Raw genomic sequence first — 26324 nt, forward strand, 5'->3', positions numbered from 1 at the left:
CCGCACGCCGGCCCGTCCCGGCATTGATCGGACCCACACGCCGCTGGGCGTATGAGGCGGGTGGTCCCCGCTCCGGCGCGCACTCGTCAGATGACCAGCAAGATTCTCGAGATCGACCTTCACGACGCCGGACGTGACGGCGTCTATCGCGTGGTGCCGGATGATCCGACGACCCTGGCCGAGGATGCCGCCCGCGCCAGCCTTCGCTTCAGCCGGCTCGATCTTCGTGACTGCACTAGCCACCAGCAGGCCCTCGAAACGCTGGCCCAGTCGTTCGAGGTCCCCGCGCCGCGCGAGGACTGGCCGGCGCTCGCGGCCGGCCTGCGCGATCTCGGTTGGCTGTCCGCGCCCGGCTACGTACTGGTGCTCGACCATGCCGATGTACTGCGTGCCCAGGCGCCCGACGTCTACGCCACGCTTCGCGACCACCTGTCCGGCGTGGCCCGCTACTGGCACGCGCGGGGCGTGCCGTTCTTCGTGTTCATGGTGTTCCCGGACAACGAGACGCTGGACGCAGCCATCGACGCGTGATCGGGAGAACGCGGGCCAGGTGGGAGCCTGGCCCACGGTCATCGACCGGGGACGTCGGGTTTCAGCGCCACCAGCCCAGCGTGTCCGGCGACCCGTCGGGATGCGCGAACCAGCGCACCTGGTTGCGCCCGCCCGGGCAGGTGTCGCCCCGGGACAGGCGCACGATCGCGTCGTCCCGGGCGGCCACTTCGCCGTGGTAACAGCTGCCGAAGTTGTCGCGGTAGTTGCGCAGCGTGGAGCTCTCCCAGCGTGGGTCGGTCTGGTCGGCGCCACCCTTGCGGACGGAGTAGAAGCGGGCGCCTGCGTGCGTGGTGTAGTGGCCGAAGCCGGGCTTGTAGTGATCACCGTCGATCACGCGGCTTTGGGCGATGCTCACGTTGGTGCGCGTGAAGTCGATGTTCCACCCGTCCCCGGTTTGTACATGCGCCGCGAGCCGGTACGCCATCTGCAGCGGGTAGCTGGTGCTCGTGCGATCCCAGCTGATCAGCCGGGTCCCGATCGCGCGACGGCTGGTCTGCTGCACCGTGCTGCTCAATGACAGGTCCTGCCGGTAGGCCTTGTCGGCAATGAATATGCCGCCGTACGGTCCTTGTACCCGAAGCACCTGCGTGCTGGCGAAGGCTCCGGTCTGGTGCACCCGCGAGTCGATGCGCCCCTGGGAGGTGTTCACGAAGCCACGGATTTCGAATTCGCGCTGCTGCCGCGTGTGGATGTCTCCGACGATCGTGTCGCCGATGCGCCGCAGGGTATTGCTGTAGTGGGGTGCGCCACTCCCGGTAGTCAGCGTGTTGAGCGTCACGGCACCGGTGACCTGCGTGCGCTGCGGGTCGAGGTACACCAGCAGGGCACTGCCGCCGTAACGGTCGTAGCCATACGGGTACCGGTTGTCCACGGTGACGTTGTGCCGACCGGCGGCGCTCAGCAGGGCGGCAAAAGGCGTCAGGTCCACCCGGTACGGCTTGAAGTTCAACATCTCCAGCGTCGGGATAGGCTGGTCGGCGCTGTTGTGGTGGTAGTTGTTCATGTCGGCCACGAGCAGCGGGAACACCGGAGCAATGCCCGCCAGGGTTCCATCCACCGCGATCTTGAACTCACGGTAGTTGCCCCCGGAGCAACCCTGGGCGTAAGGATTGATGGCGTCCCTGGTCCAGCCGCCCGGAGCGAGTACGTCTGTCAGCTGCGGAAGCTCGAGCGGGCCACCGTTACCCGACCAGTCGATCACGCAGGTGTACCAGAAGTTGCGGGGCAGGCCGCCGTCGCCGCTGAAGTAGTCGGCCTCCACATCCAGATAGGCACGCACGATGTTGTGAGGCAGGTTGACGGGGGTTTCCTGGTTGACCGGGATCACGGCGTCCGGCACGCGCGGCGCGGGCGTGGCGGCGCTGGACGGATAGAAGAACAGCCGTGCGGTCGCGTAGAACGGGGGCGTGTAGGGCGGGTCGGGAAAGTCCTCGTTCTGCGTCATCCAGATCGATCCCGTACGCGGGGCTCTGAAGAGCGCGCTGTAGTCGGTCAGGTCGCGCTCGAGATGCCAGCGCGAGTTGCCGTCATAGCGGGGTGTGATGCTGCGGAACAGCCGCACGCGCGCCAGGTCCATGCCGAGCGTGTCCGTGATCGAGCGCCGCACACTGCGCACGTCCAGCTTGAGGATCACCTTTGCCCACGGGGGCGGGCAGGCGGACGGGGGCATGTAGGTGATCGGTGCGTTGGGGTCATGGTCGGGATCGCCCATGGGCCACGCCCGATCGTGCAGCAACTCGACCACGCACGGCTGCCCGGCGGCCACCGGCACGCGCGGATCGACCGAGGCGACCGGATTGGTCGAAGCCACCTGGGGAGCGACCACCGGGCCGGTCGGTGATTGGGCGGCCGCGCCAAAGACAGGTGCCAGCGTGCACGCCGTGGCGAACAGCGCCCGATGCAGGGAGTCGTGTCGAAGGGTCATGCGAAGCCTCCACCGCGTTGCGGTCCGATCCATCCTGGCCCCGCGCCCGTGGTACTCCGCCGCCCCGCATGCGAATTGATGTCGGTCAACAAGTCGGGGCCAGGGCGCTGCCCGATGAGCAAGTGCGGCGGGCTCGACGGGTCAAGGGGGCGCTTGCGTCAGGGCTCCAGCGTTGCCGCCCGCGACAATTTCGACACCCCGTGTTCGTCGAACGCCTCGACCGCCACCACGTAGCGCACGCCCTTGTCGAGCGAGCGCAACTGCAGGTGCGTGGGCTGGTCGGCGAAGCGCTGGTAGGTTTCGTGCAGGCGGTCGGCGGCCAACCCCCAGCGCACGTTGTAGCCGACGGCGCCCGGGACCGGCTTCCAGGCGATCTCGGCGTTGCGCGCGTCGGCCTCGCGGGTCGCGGAAACCAGCTCCGGTGCCGGCGGTGGCGCACCTTCGGCGTGGCCGAACACGCGCAGGTCGGAGATGGCCAGGTGCTTCGCGCCGACGTGCCCGTGCACGTAGCGCACGTAACGGATGTGCGCGGGCGCATCGAGTTCCAGGTAGGCGTTGGGGCGGTCGCGTTTCTCGTGCGAGAGGTCGGCCAGCGTGCTCCAGTGCGTGCCGTCGGTGGAGCCTTCGAGCCTGAACTGCGTGACGATGTCCGGTGCGTCGCCGTAGCGGCCGGCCTTGTAGTCGGTGAAGTTCACCTGCACCGCGCGCACGGTGCGTGCTCCGCCCAGATCGATGGTCAGCGTCTGGCCGGGGGTGTTCTTCGCGGCGACCCAGTAGGTGCGCGGGTTCTCGTCGGTGACCTCCGCCGGTCCGTGCCCGGGCAACGACGACGAGGCGGTGGCGTGCTTGCGCCAGGACAGCAGCATCCAGCCGGTGAAGGTGCTTTCGCCGGGCTCGAGCTTGTGGTCGGGCATGCGCTGCGGGAAATCGCCGAAGCGGGTGTCGATCCACATCTGGCCGTCGTCGTGATAGCCCGCCGGGAACAGGTCGATGCGGCGCTCGAATTTCCAGTTGACGCCCACCCACATGGTGCCGGTGTTCCAGGTGTTGCCGTAGGCGTCGTCGAAGGTCGAGCCGTGGCCGGCGCCGACCACGAAGCCGCCGGGCTTGTAGCCGACCGGGTTGTAGGGCGCGTAGTGGAAGGGCCCGAGCGGCTTGTCGCTGGTGTAGACGCCGGTGGCGTAGACGTTGAACTCGGTGCCGGGCGCGCCGTACTGCAGGTAGTAGGTATCGCGATGGCGGTTCATCCAGGCGCCCTCGACGTACGGGTCGATGCTCGTGTCGGTGTGGTCCTGGCCGAAGCGCTCCCAGCCGTGCCGGTCCGGATGCAGGCGAAACAGGGCCTGGGGTTTGCTGACGAAGGTGACGCGCTTGCCCGCGCCTTCGTCGGCGTGGCCGAGTGCCAGGTCGATCTGCGCGCCGTAGATCGGGAAGATGTTGGACGAATCCCAGTACAGGTAGGTCTTGCCGTCCTCGTCGCGGAACAGGCCCGGGTCCCACGGGCCGGGTGGCAGGTCGCCCGGCTTCATTTCGCTCTCGTGACCGGCCCAGACGGCGCCGGGAACGGGCGGCAGCAGCCGGGTCCAGAAGTCCCAGTGGCCATGCGCGGGATCGGTGGAATAGAGCAGCGGCACCGGCTGCATGGCCGACTGCATCAGGAACAGCTTGCCGTCGGCGACCAGCGTGGCCGGCGCCACCGGGCCGTCGAACGGCCAACGGTCCGGCCGCACGAAATCCCAGTGCAACAGGTCGGTGGAGCGCCAGTAGCCGTCGGCCAGGGTCATGAACAGGTAGTACGCGTCGCCGTAGCGCACCACCGCCGGGTCGGCGCCAGTGCGGTAGGCGATGCCCTGGTTCATCTGCTCGTAGTTGTAGCGGTAGTCGACGTCGACCGGATTGGCCCAGGTGTGCGCACGCGGATTGACCGCGGCGCCGGCGACGGGAGCGATGAGGCTACCGAACACCAGCAAGGCGAGGGCAAGGCAGGGACGGGCTGGACTGGCGTGTGGCATGGCATGCGGCTCGGTCGGAACAGGTCCCCCCTGCGGTCCGGATCTGGATCTTTTCACACCCGCTCGTGTAAACGGTTTCACGTCTCAAGCGGGCACTGCCGCCCGCGTGCGAGCTGCCATGAAACGACCAACGATCTCTCCCTTGCATCGCGCCGTGACCCTGCTGGCTGGCACGTTGGCCTGCGCGGGTGTCCATGCCCGGGAGCAGGCGGCCACGGCGATGCCGCAGACCGCAGCGCCGTCGAACGCGCAACTGGCTTCGCCCGATATCGAACGGCGGGTCGACGCGCTGCTCAGGCAGATGACGCTGGAGGAGAAGATCGGCCAACTGGTGCAGTACAACGACCAGGGCTTCAGCGCGCCGACCACCGCCAACGGCGACCAGGCGCTGGCCGCCAATCCCGAGACCCAGACCCGGGTCGACGCCATGGCGCTGGCGAAGCAGGGCCGGCTCGGCTCGATGCTCAACGTGATCGGCGCGGACAAGACGCGTGCCTTCCAGGAGGCGGCGATGCACAGCCGCCTGCACATCCCGATCCTGTTCGGCGCGGACGTGATCCATGGTTACCGCACCATCTATCCGGTGCCGCTGGGGCTGGCCGCGTCGTGGGATACCGCGCTGGTGCAGGACCTCTCCCACATGGCCGCCACGGAAGCCACCACCGCCGGCGTGAAGTGGTTCTATTCGCCGATGGTGGACATCTCGCGCGATGCGCGCTGGGGCCGCTCGACCGAAGGCGCGGGCGAGGATGCCTACCTCGGCGCGGCGATGGCGCGCGCCTACGTGCGCGGCTACCAGGGCACCGACCTGTCCCGGCCGGACAGCGTCGCCGCCTCGGTCAAGCACTTCGCCGCCTACGGCGCGGCCGAGGCCGGGCGCGAATACAACACCACCGACATGTCAGACATCCGCCTGCGCCAGGTCTACCTGCCGCCGTACAGGGCCGCGGTCGAGGCGGGCGCGGCCACCCTGATGAGCTCGTTCAATGCGCTCAACGGCGTGCCGGCCACGGCCAACCCGTACCTGATGGACGAGATCCTGCGCAAGGAGTGGGGCTTCGACGGCTTCGTGGTGAGCGACTACACCGCGGTGATGGAACTGACCCACCACGGCATCGCGCTGGACGCCGCCACGGCGACGAAGAAGGCGCTGGAGGCGGGCGTGGAAGTGGACATGATGTCCCACTTCTACGACACCCAGATTCCGAAGCTCCTGGCGGAGCACCGGCTGTCGACGGCCACCGTGGACGAGGCGGTGCGCCGCGTGCTGCGGGTCAAGTTCGCGCTGGGGCTGTTCGAGCATCCCTACGCGCAAGGGACCGAGGTGACGCATGCGGTGCCCGGCCATCGCGCGCTGGTGCGCCGCGCCGCCGAGGAGTCGTTCGTGCTGCTGCGCAACGCAGCGGTCGGCGGCAAGGCGGTGCTGCCGCTGGGCGACGGGGTGAAGTCGGTGGCGCTGATCGGCCCGCTCGCCGACGCCGCCAACGAGATGCAGGGCGCCTGGGGCGGCGGCAACCAGGCGCCCGACGTGGTAACCCTGCAGCAGGCATTGGAGCGACGCATGCGGGAGCGTGGCGGCCGCGTGCTGTTCGCGCATGGCACCGATATCGAGGGCGACTCGACCGCAGGCTTCGATGAGGCGCTGCAGGCGGCGCGCCAGGCCGACGTGGTGGTGCTCGCGCTGGGCGAATCCTCGGCGATGAGTGGCGAAGCGGGCTCGCGCGCGCACCTGGACCTGCCGGGCAACCAGCAGCAACTGCTGGAGAAGGTCGCGGCGATCGGCAAGCCGGTGGTGCTGCTGGTCTTCTCCGGGCGCCCGCTGGTGCTGGACTGGGCGGCCCGGCACGTGCCGGCAATCATGGCGGTGTGGTTCCCGGGCACCGAGGCGGGCAACGCGCTGGCCAACGTGCTGTTCGGCGACGTGGCGCCCAGCGGCAAGCTGCCGATGAGCTTCCCGCGTGCCGTGGGACAGGAGCCGCTCTACTACAACCAGTTCCCGACCGGCCGCCCGGCCGGCGATGCCGACCTGTCCAGGCCGCCCGGCGGCGATACGCGCTTCGTCTCGCGCTACATCGATGTGCCGAACGATGCACTGTTCCCGTTCGGTCACGGGCTGGGCTACACGAGCTTCGCCTACTCCAGCGTGAGCGTGTCGCGCCGCACGCTGCCGCTGGCCCAGGCCAACCGCCCGGACGCCCGCTCGCTGGTCACGGTCACCGCGACGCTGACCAACACCGGCAAGCGCGCGGGCACGGAAGTCGCCCAGCTGTACCTGCGCAACCTCGGTGCCAGCGTCGAGCAGCCGGTACGCAGCCTCAAGGGCTTCCAGCGCGTCACGCTGAAGCCCGGCGAGTCGCGGCAGGTGCGCTTCGAACTGGGCTTTCCGGAGCTGTCCTTCTACGACGTCCACAGCCGCCAGGTGGTGGAGCCGACGCACTACACGGTGTGGGTCGGCGGCAGTTCGCAGGCGACGGCGCAGGCGGCGTTCGACGTCACGCCATGAGTGCGGGCCAGCAAGCCTATCACCGGTATGTTGAGCGGAGGAGAGTGTGTACTGCTCCGCTCGCGTTTCATTGGTTTTGCTTCTATGTTGGATCACCTGTCGGGTTGCTTCACCCTGTGACGTAGGTGTTTTCCGATAAAGACAATTGATCTCTTGAGTCGACTTAAAAACCTTCGCAGTATGTCCTTCGTGTCTGAGTCGGATATTTTCCCAAAACTCAAGAAGGATGAGTCATGAAGGAAAAGACGATTGTTTGGTCGGCAATTGTTGCTCTGTTTTTTTCTCAACCGTCATGGGCGAGTAATACCTCCTCCGTGTGCAATGGCTGTACGCTCGCGAAGCTTCATCAGGAGGCGCTGGACCTGGGGGATGGTGACCACTATTTTTTTGATTTTTACGGGCAGCGAATGACCCATTACCGTGTTGCTGGCGAGGCACCGAGAGTTTCGACCTTTCACTCCGCTGCTTTAGGTTATAGTGCTCAAATAGTTCCGCTGGTCTCCGGCGAAAGTAAGCTATTTGCAGCAACTTTGGACCTGTACTGGATAAACAACAGCAGCGTTTACGTATCCGCGCACGCATCCGCAGACATAGATCTGCGGGAAACGGCAGCTTATTTCTCGCTCGCTTATCGATCGGAAAGCACCGCTGGAAAGATGAATGCCTTTGACATGGTCGAGACCCCTGTGTATCGCAAGATGGCGATAGATCAACAGACGAGCTTTTCCAAAAAGCCCTTCTTGGCCTTCACTAATGCAATTCGGGCAGCCGCAGGGACCGTTGTGTTTGCCTTGAATGCCGTCCCGTTTGTAAAGGTTCCTATCGTGATGAAAAATAGGCTGCACTTTCCGGACGGAAGCACCTGTATCATACAGTATGATTTTTCTTCTCAGCAGTTCGTGTACGTTCCAGGGTCGGCGCGTGATGCGGTTGGCAACCCTATACCAGAAACTCCCTTGGAAGTGTCGGGTGGCGGCACAATGAATTATGTCTTCCCTGGCACGCCGGCGGGACAAATGGCGGGCCTCGATCAGGTAGCGCATTTGCAGCGCATGAACATATTGGTCAAGGTGCCTAGTACGCGAGGCTCGGGGTGGGTTATGGCCTGCTCTAACATCAATGACGAGCTTCCCAAGTGTGTCGCTTGGCCTCGCTAATTACCGGTGCGTTTATTTGAAAGCTTGTCTTTCCTTATGTGAGACTATTGAATGAACGCTGCGCGATCGGTTGTGATATTCATTCTTTCCATCGTCGTGTTGAAAATTGTCTTGGCGGCTCACGGAATGTCGTGGCTTGCTGTCTTTCTTGTCGTTGGTTTTTTTGTCGCCATTACAGGGGCGTCAGTTGCGATATTTAGGGCTTGCAGAGAGTTTCCCGCTCGGGCGGGAAACCGGCTAGCTTCGAAGGTGTCAATAGCTTGTTTTGCGGTAAGTGGCACGGCTGGCGTTGCCTTGGTCATGAAGCTGATCTGTTGGTGTTAAAGGGGCGGTTGAAGCTCTTGTCTGCATGAAGTGAGCCGCTCCTCGAGTCGCTCAGCGCCCCGCGCCGGTCACCCGCCACACCGCATTGCCCACGTCGTCCGCAATCAGCAATGCGCCGTCTTTCGCCTGTGTCAGCCCGACCGGTGCGCCGTACAGCTGCGACTCGTCCGGCGAATGGAAACCGGTCACGATCGGCTGGGGCTTGCCGACAGGATGGCCCTGCCGGAACGCGACGAAGGTGACGCGGTAGCCGCTCAGCGGCTTGCGGTCCCAGCTGCCGTGTTCGCTGATGAAGGCGCCGCCGTGGTACGGCGGGGGCAGGGCGTTGTCCTGCGACATCAGCAGGCCCAGCGGGGCGACGTGCGAGCCGATGGCGTAGTCGGGCTTGATCGCCTTGGCCACCAGGTCCGGGCGCTGCGGCTGCACCCGCCTGTCCACGTGCTGGCCCCAGTAGCTGTAGGGCCAGCCGTAGAAGCCTCCGTCCCGCACGGACGTGAGGTAGTCGGGCACCAGGTCCGCGCCGATTTCGTCGCGCTCGTTGACGATCGCCCAGAGCTTGCCGGTCTGCGGCTCCCACTGCAGGCCGGTCGGGTTGCGCAGGCCCGAGGCGTAGATGCGGCTGGCGCCGGTCGCCACGTCGACCTCGAGGATGTCGGCGCGGCGGTATTCGACCGCCAGGCCGTTCTCGGTGATGTTGCTGTTGGAGCCGACGCCGACGTAAAGCTTGCGCCCGTCCGGGCTCGCCAGCAGGGCCTTGGTCCAGTGATGGTTGATGGTGTCGGGCAGGTCGGTGAACGGCTTGGCCGGCGCGTCGATGTGGGTTTCCCCGGTGGTGTAGGGGAAGCTCACGATGCCGTCGGTGTTGGCCACGTAGAGGGTGTCGCCGATCAGCTGCACGCCGAAGGGCGAGTACAGGTGTTCGATGAAGACGTGCTTTTCCCACTCGCCCTTGCCGCCCGTCGGGCGCAGCAGCGTGATCCGGTTGCCGCCCTTGCCGCCCTTGCCCGAGCCGTTCTTGATCTTGCCGGCGATCAGTTGCTTGGGCGTGCTCAGTTCCTCCGTGCCCGGGCTGTTGGCTTCCACCACGAGCACGTCGCCGTTGGGGAGCGTGTAGAGCTGGCGCGGGTGCTTGAGGCCGCTGGCGATCTTCTCGATGGCCAGGCCGGCGGCGACCTTGGGTGTCTGGCCCGGTTTCCAGCCGACGCCGTTGGGGACCTTCATGGGAGGCAGCATGAAATCCCGCGGCGCGGGAAGCGGCGGGTTGCCGCCCGACTGCTCGGCGGGGGAATAGGAAGCCTTGTTGCCGCATCCGCCGAGGAGGGTTGCACAGGCCAGCGCGAAGCCTGCCGCGATGAGCCTGTTCATGGGCGGACCTCCCCGGCGCGGTGGGCGGCCGTCGTCATGACCACGCGGGCGATGGCCAGCAGCAGAACCGTGAAGGCGGAGAGCCAGACGTTCGCGGGCACCACCCCATAGGCATCGCGCGAATGGACGAACGCGTTGGCGATGGCCAGCACGATGGCCACGAGGTTGAGCCAGAAATCCAGCCGGCCCGCACCCAGCACCCATCGCCGGCCGGTGATCCAGACCTGCACCAGGTTGATCAGCCGCGGAACGATCGCGAACAGCAGGCCGATGGTGACCAGCCAGGCCGCGGCGTGGGCCCACAGGATCGCGGCGGTACTGGCGTAGAGGATGTCGAAGATCAGCGTGGCGACGAAGCACCCGTACGGAATCGGGTCGAGCAGGTCGTAGACCGCGTCCGCCAAGAGCGAGCGATGCGGTGGAGCACGGTAGCTCATGACTGTTATCTCCGGGAATCGAAGTGGGTGCAGACGGCAGGCCTCGCGGGCCGGGTCGCGCGCGACGCTGGCGTCTGCTGTCGGGGCAAGTTACGCACCGTGGCGTCGAGAGCGCGTGGGAGGGGCGCGGCTGCTCTCGGCGGCGGCGTTCGGAATGCCGCCGGATAACGGATAAGGCGGCGCGCCCGTGCATCCCGGTTGACTGTTCGGTCACGCCGGCTTGCGCCCCGGCCGCGCAGGCTGCGCGGGGAATTTCCGCGATGACCCCCGACGGAGCCATGCCATGAACCTTCGACGCGCCACGATGGCGGCCAGCAGCGCGCTGCTGCTCGCCGCCGCGACCCCGGCCTTTGCCGGCCACAGCTCATCGACCATGCAGCACGAAGCAACCGACAAGACCGCCTTCATGAAGAAGGTCGCTTCCGACGGCATGGCCGAGGTGCAGATCTGCCAGCTCGCCCTCAGGCAGTCCAACGACGCGCAGCTCAAGCAGGTGGCCCAGCGGCTGATGGACGACCACACGCAGGCCAACCAGCAGCTGCAGCAGATCGCCCAGAGCGAGGGCGTCAGCCTGCCGGCCGAGCTCATGCCCGAGGACCAGCAGAAGGTGCAGAAGCTGCAGGGCAAGAGCGGGAAGGCTTTCGACAAGCAGTGGATCCAGATGAACCTGACCGACCACCGCAAGGACATCAAGCTGTTCTCGATGGCCGGCAAAGAGCTCAAGGACCAGCCGACCCGGCAGTTCGCGCAGGAGACCCTGCCCAAGCTGAAGACGCATCTGCAGCTGGTCGAACAGCTCACGAAATAAAGGGGCGCGGCCGATCAGGCCGCGGTCCCGCGGGCTGGCCTGCCTGGAACCCTGCGCGAGTCCCCAGCCATGCGGCGGCTCCGCGCAGGCAGCCCGGCCGGATGCAGGTCACTGGATGCCCGGGCGCGCGCGGCGCCCGGGGCCGGGCTCTTTCATTCGGCCCTGGCATCGGCACGTGTCCCGAGAGCTGGGCGTGCCGAACCAGCCGCGCGTCCACGCAATGCCTACATCGCTTCCTTCAGGCCACTGCGGATCAACCACCAGTTCACCGGATACGCCGTGGCGAAGCCGGCGAGCATGGCCAGTTGCATGGCGAACCAGAACTCCGGCGTATCGACGGCGGCGATATGGCCGTAGGCGTGCCGGAACAGCCCGAACTGCAGCAACGCCATGCCGCCGTACATGCCGACCTGCCATGCGGCGAGCGACAGGGTGTCGGCCTTGAGCGCGGCCACCACGCCCTCGCGGAAGGAGAGCCCGCGCATCGGCACGATGGCGAAGTACTGGAACACGATGCCGAGCAGGAAGGCGAAGAGGAAGTCCAGCACCCACACGGCGAAGGTCTTCTCGGCGAACAGCCAGTGCCAGCCGAACCAGGTGGCGGTCACCGGGGCGGCGAACGCCAGCCATTCGGCGGCCAGGTCGCCCAACGTGCAGCCGCTGCCGCAATGCAGGGCACCCTTGGCGACCACGGCCGGAAACGGAGGCTTGCCGCGCGATGCCTTCGCATCGGCGGGCGTGGCCAGTTGCCAGTACGCCAGCACCACCAGCACGCTGCCGAAGAGGGCGCAGACCGGCCATACCACGTTCATGATGGCCATCCGCTCGGGACGACGCATCACGGCGATGCCGATGCCGATCGCGCAGGCGCCGCCGAGCACGAGCATGGCGAGCGCACACTGGTGAAGCCAGCCGGGAAACATCCATCCAGCCTACGCATCGACGATGGTCAAACAGTGAACGCGGCCATGCCGAGGTCGCGGGTCAGCGGTCGTCTTTTTCCATCCAGCGGCGCAGCGCGTGGCGGAACGCCAGTTCCTCGTGCTCCACGCGGTCCTCCTCCTCGCGCAGCACGCGCAGTAGCGAGAAGCACACGGCCACCAGCACCAGGGCGAAGGGCAGGGCGCTGATGATCGCCATCGAGCGCAGGCCATCGAGCCCGCCCGCGAGCAGCAGGATCGCCGCGACCGCCGCCTGCGCGACGCCCCAGACCACCTTCTTCCAGGCCGGCGGGTCCAGCTCCCCGTGCGAGGACATCATGGCCAGCACCAGCGTGGCCGAATCGGCCGAGGTAACGAAGAAACTGAGCAGCAGCGCGGTGGCCAGCACGGCCATCAGGTTCGCCCACGGCAGCACGTCGAGTACCTGGAAGAGCACCTGCTCCGCACCGTGGGCGTAGGCGGCCACCAGGTCGGCGGAGCCGGCCAGCTGGATGTGCAGCGCGGTGCCGCCGAGCGCGGCGAACCACACGAAGCTCAGCAGCGCCGGAACCGCCAGCACGCCGGCGATGAACTCGCGCAGGGTGCGCCCCAGCGAGACGCGCGCGATGAAGGCACCCACGAACGGCGCCCAGCTGATCCACCAGGCCCAGTAGAAGATCGTCCAGTCGGCCACCCAGGTGCCGCGGGCGAACGGCGTCATGCGCAGGCTCATCGCCGGCAGGTTGTTGAGGTACTGCCCGAGCGTGCTGGTGAAGGCGTCGAAGATGAAGCCGGTCGGGCCGAACGCCAGGAACGCCAGCAGCAGCGCGAGCGCCAGCGCCATGTTGAGGTTGGACAGCCACTTGATGCCGCGATGCAGGCCGGTGGTGGAGGACAGCAGGTAGAGCACCAGGGCGACGGCGATGATGCCCAGCCGCGTGGCCGCCGTCTGCGGCACGCCGAACACGTGGTTGAGCCCGGCGCCGATCTGCAGCGCGCCGAAGCCAAGCGAGGTCGCCACGCCGATGGCCGTGGCCAGGATCGCCAGGATGTCCACCGCCCGGCCCAGCCAGCCGTCGACGATGCGGCCGCAGAGGGGACGCAGCAGTTCGCTGATCAGCCCGCGTGCTCCGCGGTTGAACTTGAACCAGGCCAGCGCCAGGCCGAGCACCGCGTAGATCGCCCACGGATGCAGGCCCCAGTGGAAGAACGAGTAGCGCAGCGATGCGCGCGCAGCTGCGGCGCTCATCGGCGCGATGCCTTCCGGCGGCGTGGCCAGGTGCGAGATGGGCTCGGCGGCGCCCCAGAACACCAGCCCGATACCCATGCCGGCCGAGAACAGCATCGCGAACCAGGTCGGGGCCGAGAACTCGGGTTGCGCATCCTCGCCGCCGATGCGCAGCCGCGCGAAGCGGCTGAAGAACAGGTACACCAGGAACGCCACCATGAAGAACACGACCAGCAGGTAGAACCAGCCGCCGTAGGTGATCGTGCCGTTGAGCGTCGCGTGCATGGACGCCGAGAGCCGCTCGGGAGCCACGCTGCCGACCAGCACGAGCAGCGCCAGCATGGCGAGGGCGATTGCGAAAACCATGATGCACTCCGTGCCGGGCAAGGCGGTCGTCGTCACGCGACCGCACGAGCCGGTCGCTGCCAGGGGTCCGGAATAGCCGCTTGCCGAGGATCGTGGCGTGAACGGCGCCCCGCCGTGTCATCCACGGCACGCGAAGGTCGGCCGTGGCCTGTTCCGCGCGCCGGCGCTCCAGCCGATGGAGCCCCGGGTGACTTGACGCCGGGTTGAGGGCGGACGGGCCACAGTGTGCGATCACTTTCGGCTCGTCGGCGGCACCGGCGGCCGCGCGACAGGAGCACCCATGGACGTCACCCAGTTGATTCTCGACGACCACCACGAACAGCGTCGGCTGTTCGCCATGCTGGATGAGATCGACCGCAGCGACCAGGCCACGCTGGGTGCACTCTGGGACCAGCTGGCCGACTTCCTCGAAGTGCACGCCGAGGCGGAGGAAAAGCATTTCTATCCCAGCCTGCTGCGCCGGGGCCAGGGGGCGGGCAGCAAGGCCGATGCCGTAGGCGAGACGCTCGACGCGATCAAGGACCACAACGACATCCGCGACGCGGTCGCGCAGGTGGTCCGTCACGAGGTCGGCACCGATGCCTGGTACCAGGCGGTGGCGGCGGCACGCAAGGCCAACAGCACCCACATGGGCGAGGAGGAGCGCGAGTCGCTGGCGGACTTCCGTCGGCACGCGCCCCTGCAGACGCGTCACGACCTGGCCGTGCGGTTCGCTGCGTTCGAGGCCGCTCATCGCACCGGCGTCCGTGCCCGCGACAAGGATCCGGAAGCCTACGTGCGCCGGGCTGGCAGCCAGGGTCCGGGTGCGACTCCCTGAGGATCGCGCTCCTACAGCTCCCGTCGGAACCGGGGGCGATGCGGGAAGCGCGGCCCTGCGCTCAGGGCGCCGGCGTGACCCCGCCCGGGTCCACCCCGGGCGAGGCCAGGTCGCGCATGCCCGCCAGCCGGTCCGACAGCGCCACCCGGTCCCTGCCGCCACGCTTGGAGCGGTAGAGCGCCTCGTCGGCGGCCCGCAGCAGGGTGTCGGCGTCCTCCCCGTGCAGCCCGAACACCGCCACGCCGATGGAGACGGTCACGCGCAGCCCGTCTTCGATGCCTTCCAGCGCGAAGCGGTGCCCGGCGATGGCCTGGCGCAGGCGCTCGGCGAAGGCCATCGCGCCATCGACGTCGCCCTCGGCCACCACGAAGAGGAATTCCTCGCCGCCCAGGCGCACGGGCAGGTCCGCGCTGCGGCTGGCCGCACGCATCAGGTCGGCCACCCCGGCAATCACGCGGTCGCCCACCGCATGGCCGTAGGTGTCGTTGACGTGCTTGAAGTGGTCGATGTCCAGCGCGACGAACGACAGGCCCCGCCCGCGCCGCAGGGCGAGCGGGATCTGCACGCTCAGGTATTCCTCCAGGAAGCGCCGGTTGCACAGCTGGGTGAGCTCGTCGGTGATCACCAGCTGCTGGAGCTCCCGCTGTTCCTCCCGCGCACGGCTCTGGATGCGGGCCTTCTCCAGCGCCATGGCCAGCAGCTTCACCGCCGCCAGCAACGTGCGCTCCTGCATCCGGCTCGGCTGCCGGCGGCGCGGCGACAGGGCGATCAGGAACCCGATGGTGCCGGCGGAGGCGGGCAGCGGATAGATCGCCATCAGGCCCAGCCCGGTGGCGGCGACCCGGGCTTCGATCTGGCGACCGTGGGTTTCGCCGCCGGGGTCGGGCGGGCACAGCGGACCGGCATCGTGCAGCGCCGGTTCCAGCGAAGGGTCGGCAGTCGCCACGGCGACCTGGCGCAGGCAGCCCTCGGCGTCGTAGATCTGCGCGATCGCCGCCTCGGTGATGCGGTAGGTGGTGAGGATCTCGCAGGTGCGTCGGGCCAGCTGCTGTTCGCCCAGGTCGGCGGTCGCCAGCGCCGCGGACAGCGCCGAAAGGGTCTGCAGCTCGTTCCGGCGCGCCCGCTGGCGCTCGCGCATCACGTACAGGCCCAGCAGGCCGAGGCCGAACACGCCGCCGCCGGCGGCGATGGCGCCCAGCAACCAGCGATGCCAGGCGGGAGGCGGCGGCTGCAGCACCTGGAGGTCGGCCGGGCGGTAGACGATCAGCTGGTAGCCCTCGTTGTAGGGCCAGCGCGGCTTGTGGATCGACATGACGCCGGTCGCACGCACGCGCGTACCCTGCGGGAAGTGCTTCCAGTCGAAGCGGCTGACCACCGGCTCGGGAATGAACAGGGTCAGGCGCGCGCCGTCGTCGCCGGTGAGGTGCATGAGGCCGAAGTTGTCCAGCGACAGCGTGTCGACCCGGCCCTGGGTCCGCACCAGGCGACCCTGGTACGCCGGATCGCTGGCGAGGGAGGCGCCGATCGCAAGTGGGGCCGCCGAGGGGCCGCGTGCGACCACCTGGATGCGGGCATCCTCCAGCTGGGGCGCGCCGCGATAGAGCTCGACCCGGCCCCATGCCTCGACGATGTCGCCTTCGCTCAGCGGCACCGTGGAACTCCGGTTGTACAGCGCGATGCCACCGGTCGCGTCCTGCACGAAGACGTAGAGCCCCTGGCTGCGCAAGGCTCCGGAGGGGATGTTCACCGTGCCGCGGACATGGACCCACTGGTGCCGGCGGTCGGGAACGGTGTCCCGGTTGGCGTCGGTGCGTACCGCGGCGATCGCTTCGAGCGCCGCGGGCTGTTGTGGCGCGCTCGCCGTCGTGCCCGTTGCCGCCGGCCGGGTGGCGCACGGTGCGGCCGAGGTGGCCAGCGCCAGCGTCAAAAACATCAGTGCGCGTAGGGAAGGCATGGGCGGCTCGCGGGCGCCTCCTGGAGGTGAGGCGATCTACCTATCGGCAGGCGCCGGCAAATCTATAGCCGCGGGCGGCGCCGGGCGGCCTGGCGACGGCGGACCTGTCCGGCATGGCGGCCGATGCACTCGCCGCGCCTGGCGGCGCCGCGCTACAGTCGTTCGGGAGCCGCGGCCCGGCCGCGGGCGGCGTCGGCGCGGGGAGGACCTCACGGTGAATGCACGTCGATGGATAGGCGCGATGGGGTTGCTGTGCGTCATGGCACTGCAGGCGCGACCGGTGTCCCTTGCCGATCTCGCGCGGCACATGCAGTACGACGCGGTGAAGATCTCGCCCGACGGCAGCTACGTCGCCGCCACGGCGGTGGTCAAGGGCCACACCGTGCTGGCGCTGGTGCGGCTCGCGGACATGAAGGGCCAGCTGGTACGCCCGCGCGAGGGGGATGCCGTCACCGGTTTCTGGTGGGTGTCGCCCTCCCGCGTGGTGTACACGGTAGGCATGCGCGTCGGCGGCTACGACGCGCCGCTGCCCTCGGGTGAACTGTACGGGGTCAACGCGGACGGGACCGGCGCGCAGATGCTGTTCGGCGCTCGCAAGCGCGGCATGGACACCGGCTCGCTGGTTCCGCGGGTGACCAGTACGCGCGGCACGGCCGAATTCATCGCGGCGATCCCCGGCGACCCGAACCACGCACTGGTCTCGGTCGGCCTGTGGGATGCCGGCAGCGAAGACGAGAGGGTGGCGACCGCCTACCGCATGGACGTGCGCACAGGCGCATTGATCAAGCTGCTCGACGCGCCGATGCGCGGAGCCCGTTTCCTGGCCGACCACCGCGGACGCATCCGCTTCGCCTGGGGCGAGGACGAACATGGCGAGGCGCGGGTCTTCCAGCATCCGCTCGACGGCAGTGGCTGGAAGGCCATGCCGGCATTGCGCTCCGGGCGCTCGATACCGATCGCGTTCGACCGCGATGACAGCGCGGCCTACTTCACCTGTCCCGGTACCCCCACGGGCTTCGGCATCTGCCGCTGGACCGAGGCCAAGCCGGGGCTGGAGCAGGTCTGGAGCAACCCGGACGTCGAGGCGGACGGGCTACTGCAAGGTCTGGCGGAGGGCGACATCATCGGCGTGGCTTACATGGATGGTCGCGCCGCCATCGCGCCATTCGACATGCACTCGCCTGCGGCGCAGGCGCTGGTGGCGCTGATGAAACAGTTTCCGGGGGAGAGCGTGCGTTTCGTCTCCGGCACCCGCGACGGTCGCCTGAGCGTGGTGCTGGTGGAGGCCGACGCCGATCCGGGCACGTTCTACCTGTTCGACGCCCGCGCCGACACCTTGACACCACTGCTGCGCAGGGCGTCGTGGATCGCCCCCCTGTCGATGGCGACCAAGCAGCCGTTCGAGTTCACCGCGCGTGACGGCCTGAAGCTCCAGGGCTACGTGAGCTATCCGCCCGGCCATGAGCACGACAGGCATCTGCCGACCGTGGTGGTGGTGCATGGCGGTCCCTTCTTCGTGCGCGACCGCTGGGACTACGACGCCGACGTGCAGGCGCTGGCCACGCACGGCTACGCCGTGGTGCAGGTCAACTTCCGCGGTTCCGGCGGCTACGGCTACGCCTTCGAGCAGGCCGGCTGGCGCGAGTGGGGTGGCCGCATGCAGGACGACGTCACCGACGCGACCCGCTGGGCGATCGGGAAGGGGATCGCCGATCCGCGGCGCCTGTGCATCTATGGCGCCAGCTATGGCGGGTATGCCGCGCTCGAGGGGGCGGTCAAGGAGCCCGGGCTGTACAAGTGCGCCATCGGCTACGTCGGCATCTACGACCTGCCCCGCATGTACCGCGATGGCGACACGCACGAGTCGACCGCCGGCAGGAACTTCCTCGCGCGCCAGGTGGGTGACGACATGGCCGAGCTGGCCAGGCGCTCGCCGGTCAACCAGCTCGACGCCCTCCAGGCCCACGTGATGCTGGTGGTCGGCGACAAGGACGAACGCGTTCCGCCGATCCAGGGCCTCAGCCTGCACAAGGCGTTGCTCGAGCGGAACGTCGCCCATGTCTGGCTGGAGAAGCCCGACGAGATGCACGGCTTCTACGACGAGGACAACATCACCGAGCTGTACACCCGGATGATGGAGTTCATCGAGGCGAGCATCGGCCCGGGGGGCGGTTCCCATTAGCAGGGCAGGCGGGTGGCCAGCGAAGGCCGCCCCGCCACTCGTCATTGCTCCCCTAGCGGCGGGGCTTGCCCTTGACCGGCTGGCGCTCGGGCGTGCTGCCCGGATGGCCTTCGTCGCGCGGTGAAAAGGGAACCCGCTTGTAAGTCGGAGCCTTGTCCGCGGATGGGGCGGGGCGGTTGCCCTGGTAGATGCTGTGGATGTCGGACAGCGAGGTGGCGGGTTGCTTGTGCGACACGGTACGGCTCCTGGGCCGCACGGGTGCGGCGATGGCGGGAAGGCATCGCGCGCCCGGACATCGACGCGAGGGCTGGTTGCCCCGACACCATGCGCCTGCCGCCGTTAGCCGGGGGTTATTCGCCGAAGCCGGCGAGGCCCGGCGGGTGCTCGCGCCAGGACAGGCGCGGCATCAGTAGGGATGCTGCCGGTAGAACTGCGCCAGCTGCCGGTAGACCTCCGGCAGGTGCTGGCGCAGGGTGGCCGGGGCCTCGAAGAATTGTTCGCTGGCCACCGCGAAGAACTCGGCCTCGCTTTCCAGTCCGTACGGGTCGATCGGCAGGGACAGCCCGTCGCGATGGTCGTCGCGCAGCCGGTTCCATGCGCCGGAAAAGACCTCCGTCCAGGCGCGGCGATCCATCCGCCGGTGCAACGGCGGGAAGCCATTGGCACTGCCGTTGAGCAGGTCGAGCTTGTGCGCCATTTCGTGGACGACCACGTTGCGGCCCGGCCGGTTTCCGGCATCCAGCACGTCCGCCCACGACAGGATCACCGGCCCGCGCCCCCATGCCTCGCCGGCCATCACGTCGCGGGTCTGGTGCACCACGCCCGCCGCGTCCGTGCGCGTGCGCCGCGGGATGAAGGCATCCGGATAGACGATCACGCTGTGCCAGCCGTCGTACCAGTCCAGGCCCAGTTTCAGGATCGGGACGCACGCGTGGGCCGCGAGCAGGACGCGGTCGGCGTCGTCCAGTGCCAGTCCCTGGACCGGCTCGATCGACTTGCCCTGAAGGAACAGCGTGGCCAGCACGCGCAGCGCCGCCTGGTCCGATGCGCCCATCCGGCGCGCGGGGGCGCACCGGCGCAGCGCGTCCTGCCAAAGGGAGTCGGCGATGGGATGCCGGGCGACGATGCGGCGTACGCGCCAGTTGCGGATCTTGTCGAGCATGGCCCCTGCGGGAAGAAGTCCGGGCGTCGCAAGCAATCAGGGCGGTATGTGCTTTTTACAAGCGGAGGAAAGCCACGCCGCCGGTCCGTCCGCGACGGCACCGGTCGCGGTGTCGATCCGCGCGCGGCCGGATCGTCGTGGAGATGGCAGTCTCCGCTTGCGCCAGCCTTCCGTGATCCCGACCGACGAGGAGTTCCAGGATGACCATCACCATCACCGCCTTCGAACGTTCGCCCGACGGGGGCAAGGGGCTGGCACGCGACACCCGCGTCCGCTGGGCGCTGGAGGAGGCGGGGCAGCCCTACGCGGTACGCCTGGTGTCGTTCCAGGCGATGAAGCAGCCTGCGCACCTGGCGCTGCACCCGTTCGGGCAGATTCCCACCTACGAGGAAGACGGGCTCGCCCTGTTCGAGACCGGCGCGATCGTCTTGCATATCGCCGAGCGCCATGCGGGCCTGTTGCCGGACGCGGACCCCGCCCGGGCGCGGGCGATCGCGTGGATGTTCGCGGCACTCAACACGGTCGAGCCGCCGATCCTGGAGCTGGTCACCGCGAAGATCCTCGAGGGCGACAAGCCATGGGCGGCGGAACGCCTGCCGCTGGTGCTGGAGCGCATCCGCACCCGGGTCGGTCAGCTTTCCACGCGTCTGGGCGAGGCCGACTGGCTCGACGGCGCGTTCAGCGCAGGCGACCTGATGATGGTGTCGGTGCTGCTCAGGCTGCGGCCGTCGGGGGTGCTGGACGAATTCCCGAACCTGGCCGCCTATGTCGCCCGCGGCGAAGCGCGGCCGGCCTACCGGCGCGCCTACGCCGCGCAGGCGGCGGTGGCTGCCGGCCAGCGGGCGGCCGCCGGCGGCGCAGGGGCCTGATGTTCCGGGTGTTGCCTTGAGGGCGCGGGCGGCGGCGATGCCGGCCATCGCATCCGTTCGTCGCTCGACCTCGACGAGGCGCGCCCCGCGCCTCACGCGCGCAGCAACTGTGCCGTCTCCACGCCCCAGCGGCCGGGCTCCTCGATGGCGACGATCCGGTCCTCGCCGTGCTCCAGCTCGACCACGGCGGGTTCCAGCGGCTCGCCATCCGGCGCACTGCAGACCAGCCGCACCGTTGGCGTGAGCGAGCTGCCCGCACTTTGCTCGAGCACCATGGCGATGCGATCGGAAGCCAGTCGCACCAGGGTGCCGGCCGGATAGATGCCGATCAGCCGCACGAAGGCGTGGAAGATCTGCCGGTCGAAGTGACCCTCCTGCCACTCGGCCATCCGGCGGATGGCCTCGGCCGGCTCCCAGCCGCGCTTGTAGGGACGGTCCGAGGTGATCGCGTCGTACACGTCGCAGATCGCGCCCATGCGCGCCACGCGGCTGATCGCCTCGCCACCGAGCCGGTGTGGATAGCCGCTGCCGTCAGTCTTCTCGTGGTGATGCAGGCACACCTCCAGTGCCACCGGACCGGCCGCGGACTCGCGACGCAGGATGTCCCAGCCGAGCTCGGGATGCTGGCGCACCGAAGCCAGCTCGAGCGGCTCCAGTCGGCCCGGCTTGTTCAGCGTCGCATCCGGCACGCCGACCTTGCCGATGTCGTGCAGGAGGCCGGCGACCCCCAGCTCGGTCAGGGCGGCGCCCTCGAAGCCGAGCCGCCGGCCCAGCGCCATCATCAACGCGGCGACCGCGACCGAGTGCAGGTAGGTGTAGTCGTCCTTGTTCTTCAGCCGGACGACGCTGAGCATGGCCGACGGGTTGCGTGCGATGGCCTGGTCCAGCTCGTCGACCACGCCGGCGAGGTTTTCCGTCCGTAGCGCGCGACCCAGGCGGGCGTCTTCGAACAACGCCCTGGCGGCGAGCTTGGCACGGTCGCGGATCGCTTCGGCCCGCACGACGTCGTCGCCGAACGCCGTACGTGGCGCCGCCGGCTCGCATGGGGGAGCGGGCGGGCTGTCGTCCGGGAGTGCCGGCGGCGGTGCCGGCGGCGCCTCGTCCGTGCCCTTGTGCGTGTCGATCCAGATCTCGTGCTCGCGGAGCGCGCGCAGCAGCTTCAGTGTCTCGGCATCGGCCACCCGGAAGGAACCGCGCCAGAACGGATGATCCAGCCACTTGCCCTCGATCCGGCGTACGTACATGCCCAGCGTGGCCCGGGTGGCGGGGATCTTCTTCAGTGGCGACTTCATGTCCTGTCGTGCTCTCTACCGCTGACCGGGCGGGGTTCGGGCGCCGCCCCGGGGCCAGCATCGTCCGCGGGGACGAGAGGATGGGCGACGCGGGATGACAGGGCGGATATCGGCCGGCCGTGGGCGGACTTGAGGGTCCGATGCGTGACGCAGAAGGCAGCAACGGAAAGCGATCGGACCGTCACGACCGTGGCGCGACAATCGCCTCCCCTGGCGACTGGGCGGCACCATGCAGGCGCCCGCAAACGACCTCGGCTTCGGCGACGCCGTGGCGGCGTTCTACCAGCGGCACCTGGTGCCGTTGATCTTCGCGCCCTACGCGGCGGACCTGGCCACGCGGCTGATGGCGCAGCCGGTCCAGCGCGTGCTGGAGCTGGCGGCGGGCACGGGCGTGCTGACGCGCGCACTGGCGGCGCGGTCGGCGCCCGGCATGCGGCTGATGGCCACCGACCTGAACGAGTCGATGCTGGCGGTGGCCCAGGCGCAGGGAGCCGTCGGGGCGGTAGCGTGGCGCCAGGCCGATGCCATGGCGCTACCCTTCGCCGCTGCCTCGTTCGACGCCGTGGTGTGCCAGTTCGGCGTGATGTTCTTTCCGGACAAGGCCGCTGCCTTTGCCGAGATGCGCCGGGTGCTACGCCCCGGTGGCACGGTGCTGTTCAACGTATGGGACCGCATCGAGACCAACGATTTCGCCCACCTGGTGACCGGCGCGGTCGGCGCGCTGTTCCCCGATGACCCGCCGCGCTTCCTCGCGCGCCTGCCCCACGGCTACTTCTCCCGCACAGCGATCGCCCGTGACCTGGCGCTCGCCGGCTTCGCCGCGGCGCCGGCATTCGAGACGGTCACCAAGGTCAGCCGCGCGGATACGCCGGCGACCGCCGCGCTGGCCTACTGCCAGGGCACGCCGCTGCGCGGCGAGATCGAGGCGCGCGACCCGGCGGGGCTGGAAGCGGCGACCACGGCGGCCGCCGATGCCATCGCCGCGCGGTTCGGCGCCGGCCCGGTGGAGGGCCGGATCCAGGCGGTGGTCGTGCGGGTGGCTGGTTGAGCGCGGGCGGCCGCCGGCCGGCGGACGACGCGATAATGCCGGCTCCCCCGCCACGACCAGTCCCGCATGTCCATCGTCCTCACCGATTTCGCCCTTCCCCGGCTGTTCCCACGCGAGCGGCGCCGCAACACCATCCAGGACTGCACGCCCGAGGCCTTCGAGCGCCATCTCAACGAGGTGCCGCCGCTGAAGGTGCTCGACGGCTACGCCCCGTTCTGCAAGCTGCACGTGCATCGCAACTGGACCTCGACGCGCTGCCTGGCGGTGCCGATCACCGACGCGAACCGGCATCTCCTGCGCTCGGACTACGAGGCGCGCACGCGGGAGGAGTTGCCGGTGCTGGTGCGCTGGTTCGAGGGGCTGGATCCGCCGGTGGCCGGTTACCTGGTCCCGATCCTCTACAGCCGCGAACAGCTGGCGAAGGAGGGCACCCGCATCGAGGCCGACTGGGGCGTGGTGGGCTGCATGTACACCGCCGAGCCGGAAGAGACGCCGATGGCGCCCATCACGATGATGCGCAATGCGCTGGGCGTGGAAGAGGGCGGCTCGGGCGTGCCGCTGGATCGGGAGGCCTATCGCCGCAGCGTCGAGTTCTGGCGCACGCACGCCAACTGGCGAGGGTAGGGATTCAATCGGCGCCCGGAAACGCGCTTGCGCACGGGCCCCGATGCCGTAGCCCCTTTGGTTGCCTGAGGACAGTCGAGATGGACAAGAAGACGCACGCTTCCCGTTTCGAGGCCAGGCTGCTGCGCCCGGCACAGCCGCGCGACGCGTCGTGGACCTTCGTGGTGCTGCCCGCGGAGGTCAGCGCGCGGTTGCCGCGGCGGGGCCGGACCAGCGTGGAGGGCAGGCTCAACGGACAGACGTTCCGCGCCACGCTCGAGCCCGATGGCCGACTCAGTCACTGGCTCAGGGTGGATGCGGCGTTGCGCGAAGCCGCGGGCGCCGACGTCGGCGGGACGGTCGTGCTCGAGATCGCGCCGGTGGCCCGGGAGCCGGAGCCGGAGCTTCCGTCGGACCTGCGCCAGGCGCTCGAGGGCGCGCCCGAGGCGCGGGCCACCTGGGAGCGCACGACCACCCTCGCGCGCGTGGACTGGATCCACTGGATCACCTCCGCGAAGCAGCCGGCCACCCGCGCCAAGCGGGTGGTCGATGCCTGCGACATGCTCGCCTCGGGCAAGCGCCGGGTCTGCTGCTTCGATCCTTCCGGGCACTACAGCAAGGCGTTCGCGGCGCCCGACACGGACCAGGCGTAGGCGACCGCACGGCCGGGGATGCGTCACCCGGCTCGCGGCACTCAGGGATGCAGCACCGCACCGTTCGGGACGGTATGCAACGGGGCCTGCGCGCCGTCGGCGAGCCTGGCCGCGAACGTGTCGAGCGTGTCCAGGTAGCGATCGCCCTCCAGGGCCTTGGCGTCGATCGCGCAGGTGGCGCGCGGTGCCTTGCCGAGCCGTTGCTGCATGTCGGCGAAGGCGCTGTCGGCGCCGCTTCCGCCCATGGTGCAGAAGAAGGCGACCTGTGCGAGGGCGGCCCCGTGGTCGTGCAGGAACCGGCGCACCGGCGAGGCGGCGCGACCACCCCAGACCGGCGTTCCGAGCACGACGAGGCCGTAGCGGTCCAGCGCCACGGTGGGTTCGGCAACGGGCGGCAGGGTGCCCAGCAGGCGGTCCAGCGCAGCGCGCCAGACGGACACGTCGCCACGCAGGTCTTCGATCGCCAGTTCGTCCGCCCCCAGTCGAAGGGCGAGCGCATGGCCGACGCGCGCGGTGGTGCCGCTGCGGCTGTAGTAGGCGACGAGCGATGGGTTGGTGGGTGGCATGGCGTGTGCCCTCCGGTCGGCGAGGTGTGGGCAGGGTGCGGCGCCCCGGCTCCACGTCCCATGCTGGGCCGGCGTAAGGCGGCATGGTTGATGCAGGTCAACCCCGTGCGACGCGCGGCGACTGCCGGGTCGCCGGCGTGCGGGAGAACCACGGACCCCGGCGTTCCGGCCAAGTCCGCCGGTGCCCGGGTCATTCAGGCGGTGGGCTGGCCTGGCCACACTGGCCGTGCAACAGGACCTGTTGCTTTTCCCCCCAACGAAACGAGGAAGCGGCCATGCCGATGATCAACGTGAAACTCATCCAGGGTGTTTTCGATGCCCACCAGAAGCAGGAAATCGTCACCCGCCTCACCGACGCCATGGTCAGCGTGGAAGGCGAGAACATGCGCGGGGTCACCTGGGTGGTCGTCGAGGAAGTGCCGCAGGGCCAGTGGGCCATCGGCGGCAAGCCGCTGTTCGCCAGCGACGTGTTCGCGATGAGCGGCGGGCGCAAGGTGGCCTGAAAGGCGCAAGGACGGCCGGCCATCGCGTCAGGCACGGTCGGCCAGCAGCGGGGAGGGCGCGGTCGCGTCCTCCTCGCCCTGCCGGCGCCAGCGCGAGGGCGCCACGCCGTAGCGGCGCTTGAAGGCGCGCGTGAAGGCCGCCTCCGAGGCGTAGCCGTTGTGCTCGGCGACGCGGGCGACCGTCTCCTGGCCGGCGCGCAGCGCCTGCGCGGCCAGCGCAAGCCGCAGGCCCGCCAGGTACTGCATCGGCGGCTCGCCGGTGAGGCGCACGAAGCGTTCTCCCAGTGCCGAACGCGACGAGGCGACCGCCCGCGCCAGCGCATCGACGGTCCACGGGTGCGCGGGCTGCTGGTGCAGCAGGGCGAGTGCGTGCCCGACCAGGGGATCGCGCAGCCCAGCGAGCCAGCCGCCCTGGCCAGCCGGTTGTCCGTCGGCGTAGTGGCGCAGCGCCTCGGCGAACAGCAGCTCTGACAGCTTGGTGAGGATCGACGCCGCGCCCGGCCGGTGGGCGGCCGATTCCCGCACGCCGAGCAGCAGCATGTCGAACAGCCAGGCGCTGCCCGGCACGTCGCGCAACGACACGCGGAACATCTGCGGCAAGGCGGACAGCAGTCCGCGGCTGACCTGGCGGTTGCATGCCAGATAGCCGCATACGAAGCGGGTCGCTTCGCCGCCACCGCCGTGGCGCAGCTCGATCAGCTCGCCCGGGGGCGTGTGCCTGGGAAGGCCGTCGGTGTCGATCGACGGCACACGCATGCTGCTGCCGAGCCGGTGCCGGTGGTCGTGCGGGAAGAAGATCAGGTCGCCCGCCTGCAGCGCGAGCGCGTCCTGCGAGCCGGCCAGGCTCGCCAGGCACCGGCCCTCCGTCAGGCAGTGGAAGAAAACCACGTGGTCGGCACCGGTGCGGCGCACTTCGGGCTCGGGCATCCCGAAGCTGGCCTCGACGCACCACGGCGCGGTGAACTCGGCATTGAGGAACACCGCGCCGTCGAGGCGGATCGATTGCAGGACGAAGGACAGCGGGTCCACGACGCCATGACCGCTCGAACATAAGCGCCAGTATGCGCCGGTCCGCCGAC

At 69.0% G+C, this 26324-nt stretch carries 23 protein-coding genes; 11 read left to right on the forward strand and 12 right to left on the reverse strand.

The features are described 5' to 3' along the window. Positions 1–90 precede the first annotated feature (90 nt). Positions 91–531: a barstar family protein gene (locus VFH59_RS16880; RefSeq protein WP_325166078.1), complete on the forward strand. Its 441-nt coding sequence runs from the start codon at positions 91–93 to the stop codon at positions 529–531. Positions 532–592: 61 nt separating this feature from the next. Here VFH59_RS16880 and VFH59_RS16885 read toward each other — a convergent pair whose 3' ends face one another. Together VFH59_RS16885 and VFH59_RS16890 are read right to left on the reverse strand one after the other, a co-directional pair. After that, positions 593–2476, reverse strand: coding sequence for a peptide-N4-asparagine amidase (locus VFH59_RS16885; RefSeq protein WP_325166080.1), 1884 nt, complete (start codon positions 2474–2476; stop codon positions 593–595). 158 nt (positions 2477–2634) lie between these two features. After that, a complete protein-coding gene (locus VFH59_RS16890; protein ID WP_325166081.1) occupies positions 2635–4488 on the reverse strand; it encodes a family 43 glycosylhydrolase in 1854 nt (617 codons plus the stop codon). A 118-nt stretch (positions 4489–4606) separates the two neighbouring features. Between VFH59_RS16890 and VFH59_RS16895 the strand changes: the two genes are divergently transcribed. Further along, entirely contained in the window at positions 4607–6991 is a 2385-nt protein-coding gene (locus tag VFH59_RS16895; RefSeq protein WP_325166082.1) for a glycoside hydrolase family 3 N-terminal domain-containing protein, read from the forward strand. A gap of 233 nt (positions 6992–7224) precedes the next feature. Next, positions 7225–8148: a hypothetical protein gene (locus tag VFH59_RS16900; protein ID WP_325166083.1), complete on the forward strand. Its 924-nt coding sequence runs from the start codon at positions 7225–7227 to the stop codon at positions 8146–8148. Positions 8149–8523: 375 nt separating this feature from the next. On the opposite strand, the gene VFH59_RS16905 is transcribed toward VFH59_RS16900, so the two are convergent. Both VFH59_RS16905 and VFH59_RS16910 read right to left on the reverse strand, forming a co-directional pair. Then, positions 8524–9837, reverse strand: a complete 1314-nt coding sequence (locus VFH59_RS16905; protein ID WP_325166084.1) for a sorbosone dehydrogenase family protein — start codon at positions 9835–9837, stop codon at positions 8524–8526. Further along, complete coding sequence (locus tag VFH59_RS16910; protein WP_325166085.1) at positions 9834–10274, reverse strand: DUF2231 domain-containing protein; 441 nt, start codon at positions 10272–10274, stop codon at positions 9834–9836. Before VFH59_RS16910 ends, VFH59_RS16905 begins: the two co-directional genes overlap by 4 nt. 283 nt (positions 10275–10557) lie before the next feature. Here VFH59_RS16910 and VFH59_RS16915 point away from each other — a divergent pair, with 283 nt between their 5' ends. Then, positions 10558–11082: a DUF4142 domain-containing protein gene (locus VFH59_RS16915; protein ID WP_325166086.1), complete on the forward strand. Its 525-nt coding sequence runs from the start codon at positions 10558–10560 to the stop codon at positions 11080–11082. Between the two features lie 224 nt (positions 11083–11306). Here VFH59_RS16915 and VFH59_RS16920 read toward each other — a convergent pair whose 3' ends face one another. Then, positions 11307–12005: a DUF4396 domain-containing protein gene (locus VFH59_RS16920; protein WP_325166087.1), complete on the reverse strand. Its 699-nt coding sequence runs from the start codon at positions 12003–12005 to the stop codon at positions 11307–11309. A gap of 61 nt (positions 12006–12066) precedes the next feature. After that, positions 12067–13596: a BCCT family transporter gene (locus tag VFH59_RS16925; protein WP_325166088.1), complete on the reverse strand. Its 1530-nt coding sequence runs from the start codon at positions 13594–13596 to the stop codon at positions 12067–12069. 280 nt (positions 13597–13876) lie between these two features. Here VFH59_RS16925 and VFH59_RS16930 point away from each other — a divergent pair, with 280 nt between their 5' ends. Further along, the gene (locus VFH59_RS16930) at positions 13877–14413 is read left to right on the forward strand and encodes a hemerythrin domain-containing protein (protein ID WP_325166089.1); all 537 of its coding nucleotides are present in this window, start codon (positions 13877–13879) and stop codon (positions 14411–14413) included. A 61-nt stretch (positions 14414–14474) separates the two neighbouring features. On the opposite strand, the gene VFH59_RS16935 is transcribed toward VFH59_RS16930, so the two are convergent. Continuing rightward, positions 14475–16367 (reverse strand): GGDEF domain-containing protein, encoded by a 1893-nt coding sequence (locus tag VFH59_RS16935; protein ID WP_325166090.1) that lies wholly within the window; start codon positions 16365–16367, stop codon positions 14475–14477. Between the two features lie 214 nt (positions 16368–16581). Between VFH59_RS16935 and VFH59_RS16940 the strand changes: the two genes are divergently transcribed. After that, positions 16582–18549 carry an alpha/beta hydrolase family protein gene (locus VFH59_RS16940; RefSeq protein ID WP_325166091.1) on the forward strand — a complete coding sequence of 656 codons (1968 nt, stop codon included), beginning with the start codon at positions 16582–16584 and terminating at the stop codon, positions 18547–18549. A gap of 52 nt (positions 18550–18601) precedes the next feature. Here VFH59_RS16940 and VFH59_RS16945 read toward each other — a convergent pair whose 3' ends face one another. Both VFH59_RS16945 and VFH59_RS16950 read right to left on the reverse strand, forming a co-directional pair. Continuing rightward, on the reverse strand, positions 18602–18784 hold the full coding sequence (locus VFH59_RS16945) for a hypothetical protein (RefSeq protein ID WP_325166092.1): 183 nt from the start codon (positions 18782–18784) through the stop codon (positions 18602–18604). Positions 18785–18955: 171 nt separating this feature from the next. Then, positions 18956–19711, reverse strand: a complete 756-nt coding sequence (locus tag VFH59_RS16950) for a M90 family metallopeptidase (RefSeq protein WP_325166093.1) — start codon at positions 19709–19711, stop codon at positions 18956–18958. Between the two features lie 200 nt (positions 19712–19911). Here VFH59_RS16950 and VFH59_RS16955 point away from each other — a divergent pair, with 200 nt between their 5' ends. Next, positions 19912–20580 carry a glutathione S-transferase family protein gene (locus tag VFH59_RS16955; RefSeq protein WP_325166094.1) on the forward strand — a complete coding sequence of 223 codons (669 nt, stop codon included), beginning with the start codon at positions 19912–19914 and terminating at the stop codon, positions 20578–20580. 92 nt (positions 20581–20672) lie between these two features. Here VFH59_RS16955 and VFH59_RS16960 read toward each other — a convergent pair whose 3' ends face one another. Further along, positions 20673–21872, reverse strand: a complete 1200-nt coding sequence (locus VFH59_RS16960; RefSeq protein ID WP_325166095.1) for an HD-GYP domain-containing protein — start codon at positions 21870–21872, stop codon at positions 20673–20675. A gap of 229 nt (positions 21873–22101) precedes the next feature. On the opposite strand from VFH59_RS16960, the gene VFH59_RS16965 reads away from it, so the two are divergent. The 3 genes from VFH59_RS16965 to VFH59_RS16975 all read left to right on the forward strand — a co-directional run bounded on the left by VFH59_RS16965 (position 22102) and on the right by VFH59_RS16975 (position 24176). Further along, complete coding sequence (locus VFH59_RS16965; protein ID WP_325166096.1) at positions 22102–22920, forward strand: class I SAM-dependent methyltransferase; 819 nt, start codon at positions 22102–22104, stop codon at positions 22918–22920. Positions 22921–22986: 66 nt separating this feature from the next. Then, positions 22987–23544 (forward strand): DUF3228 family protein, encoded by a 558-nt coding sequence (locus VFH59_RS16970; protein WP_325166097.1) that lies wholly within the window; start codon positions 22987–22989, stop codon positions 23542–23544. Between the two features lie 80 nt (positions 23545–23624). Continuing rightward, complete coding sequence (locus VFH59_RS16975) at positions 23625–24176, forward strand: YdeI/OmpD-associated family protein (RefSeq protein ID WP_325166098.1); 552 nt, start codon at positions 23625–23627, stop codon at positions 24174–24176. A 41-nt stretch (positions 24177–24217) separates the two neighbouring features. Here the strand turns inward: VFH59_RS16975 and VFH59_RS16980 are convergent, their stop codons facing one another. Beyond that, the gene (locus VFH59_RS16980; RefSeq protein ID WP_325166099.1) at positions 24218–24742 is read right to left on the reverse strand and encodes a flavodoxin family protein; all 525 of its coding nucleotides are present in this window, start codon (positions 24740–24742) and stop codon (positions 24218–24220) included. 275 nt (positions 24743–25017) lie between these two features. On the opposite strand from VFH59_RS16980, the gene VFH59_RS16985 reads away from it, so the two are divergent. Next, positions 25018–25245: a 4-oxalocrotonate tautomerase family protein gene (locus VFH59_RS16985; RefSeq protein WP_325166100.1), complete on the forward strand. Its 228-nt coding sequence runs from the start codon at positions 25018–25020 to the stop codon at positions 25243–25245. Positions 25246–25272: 27 nt separating this feature from the next. On the opposite strand, the gene VFH59_RS16990 is transcribed toward VFH59_RS16985, so the two are convergent. Continuing rightward, positions 25273–26274: an AraC family transcriptional regulator gene (locus VFH59_RS16990; RefSeq protein ID WP_325166101.1), complete on the reverse strand. Its 1002-nt coding sequence runs from the start codon at positions 26272–26274 to the stop codon at positions 25273–25275. Positions 26275–26324 lie beyond the last annotated feature (50 nt).

Origin of the sequence: Frateuria sp. (assembly GCF_035695185.1) — a bacterium.
Taxonomy (GTDB): domain Bacteria; phylum Pseudomonadota; class Gammaproteobacteria; order Xanthomonadales; family Rhodanobacteraceae; genus Frateuria_A.

What these genes read in the sequence shown, in the direction of transcription:
- VFH59_RS16880 (WP_325166078.1), top strand. Translation starts at nt 91, where the DNA reads ATGACCAGCAAGATTCTCGAGATCGACCTTCACGACGCCGGACGTGAC.
- VFH59_RS16885 (WP_325166080.1), bottom strand. Translation starts at nt 2,476, where the DNA reads ATGACCCTTCGACACGACTCCCTGCATCGGGCGCTGTTCGCCACGGCG.
- VFH59_RS16890 (WP_325166081.1), bottom strand. Translation starts at nt 4,488, where the DNA reads ATGCCACACGCCAGTCCAGCCCGTCCCTGCCTTGCCCTCGCCTTGCTG.
- VFH59_RS16895 (WP_325166082.1), top strand. Translation starts at nt 4,607, where the DNA reads ATGAAACGACCAACGATCTCTCCCTTGCATCGCGCCGTGACCCTGCTG.
- VFH59_RS16900 (WP_325166083.1), top strand. Translation starts at nt 7,225, where the DNA reads ATGAAGGAAAAGACGATTGTTTGGTCGGCAATTGTTGCTCTGTTTTTT.
- VFH59_RS16905 (WP_325166084.1), bottom strand. Translation starts at nt 9,837, where the DNA reads ATGAACAGGCTCATCGCGGCAGGCTTCGCGCTGGCCTGTGCAACCCTC.
- VFH59_RS16910 (WP_325166085.1), bottom strand. Translation starts at nt 10,274, where the DNA reads ATGAGCTACCGTGCTCCACCGCATCGCTCGCTCTTGGCGGACGCGGTC.
- VFH59_RS16915 (WP_325166086.1), top strand. Translation starts at nt 10,558, where the DNA reads ATGAACCTTCGACGCGCCACGATGGCGGCCAGCAGCGCGCTGCTGCTC.
- VFH59_RS16920 (WP_325166087.1), bottom strand. Translation starts at nt 12,005, where the DNA reads ATGTTTCCCGGCTGGCTTCACCAGTGTGCGCTCGCCATGCTCGTGCTC.
- VFH59_RS16925 (WP_325166088.1), bottom strand. Translation starts at nt 13,596, where the DNA reads ATGGTTTTCGCAATCGCCCTCGCCATGCTGGCGCTGCTCGTGCTGGTC.
- VFH59_RS16930 (WP_325166089.1), top strand. Translation starts at nt 13,877, where the DNA reads ATGGACGTCACCCAGTTGATTCTCGACGACCACCACGAACAGCGTCGG.
- VFH59_RS16935 (WP_325166090.1), bottom strand. Translation starts at nt 16,367, where the DNA reads ATGCCTTCCCTACGCGCACTGATGTTTTTGACGCTGGCGCTGGCCACC.
- VFH59_RS16950 (WP_325166093.1), bottom strand. Translation starts at nt 19,711, where the DNA reads ATGCTCGACAAGATCCGCAACTGGCGCGTACGCCGCATCGTCGCCCGG.
- VFH59_RS16955 (WP_325166094.1), top strand. Translation starts at nt 19,912, where the DNA reads ATGACCATCACCATCACCGCCTTCGAACGTTCGCCCGACGGGGGCAAG.
- VFH59_RS16960 (WP_325166095.1), bottom strand. Translation starts at nt 21,872, where the DNA reads ATGAAGTCGCCACTGAAGAAGATCCCCGCCACCCGGGCCACGCTGGGC.
- VFH59_RS16965 (WP_325166096.1), top strand. Translation starts at nt 22,102, where the DNA reads ATGCAGGCGCCCGCAAACGACCTCGGCTTCGGCGACGCCGTGGCGGCG.
- VFH59_RS16970 (WP_325166097.1), top strand. Translation starts at nt 22,987, where the DNA reads ATGTCCATCGTCCTCACCGATTTCGCCCTTCCCCGGCTGTTCCCACGC.
- VFH59_RS16975 (WP_325166098.1), top strand. Translation starts at nt 23,625, where the DNA reads ATGGACAAGAAGACGCACGCTTCCCGTTTCGAGGCCAGGCTGCTGCGC.
- VFH59_RS16980 (WP_325166099.1), bottom strand. Translation starts at nt 24,742, where the DNA reads ATGCCACCCACCAACCCATCGCTCGTCGCCTACTACAGCCGCAGCGGC.
- VFH59_RS16985 (WP_325166100.1), top strand. Translation starts at nt 25,018, where the DNA reads ATGCCGATGATCAACGTGAAACTCATCCAGGGTGTTTTCGATGCCCAC.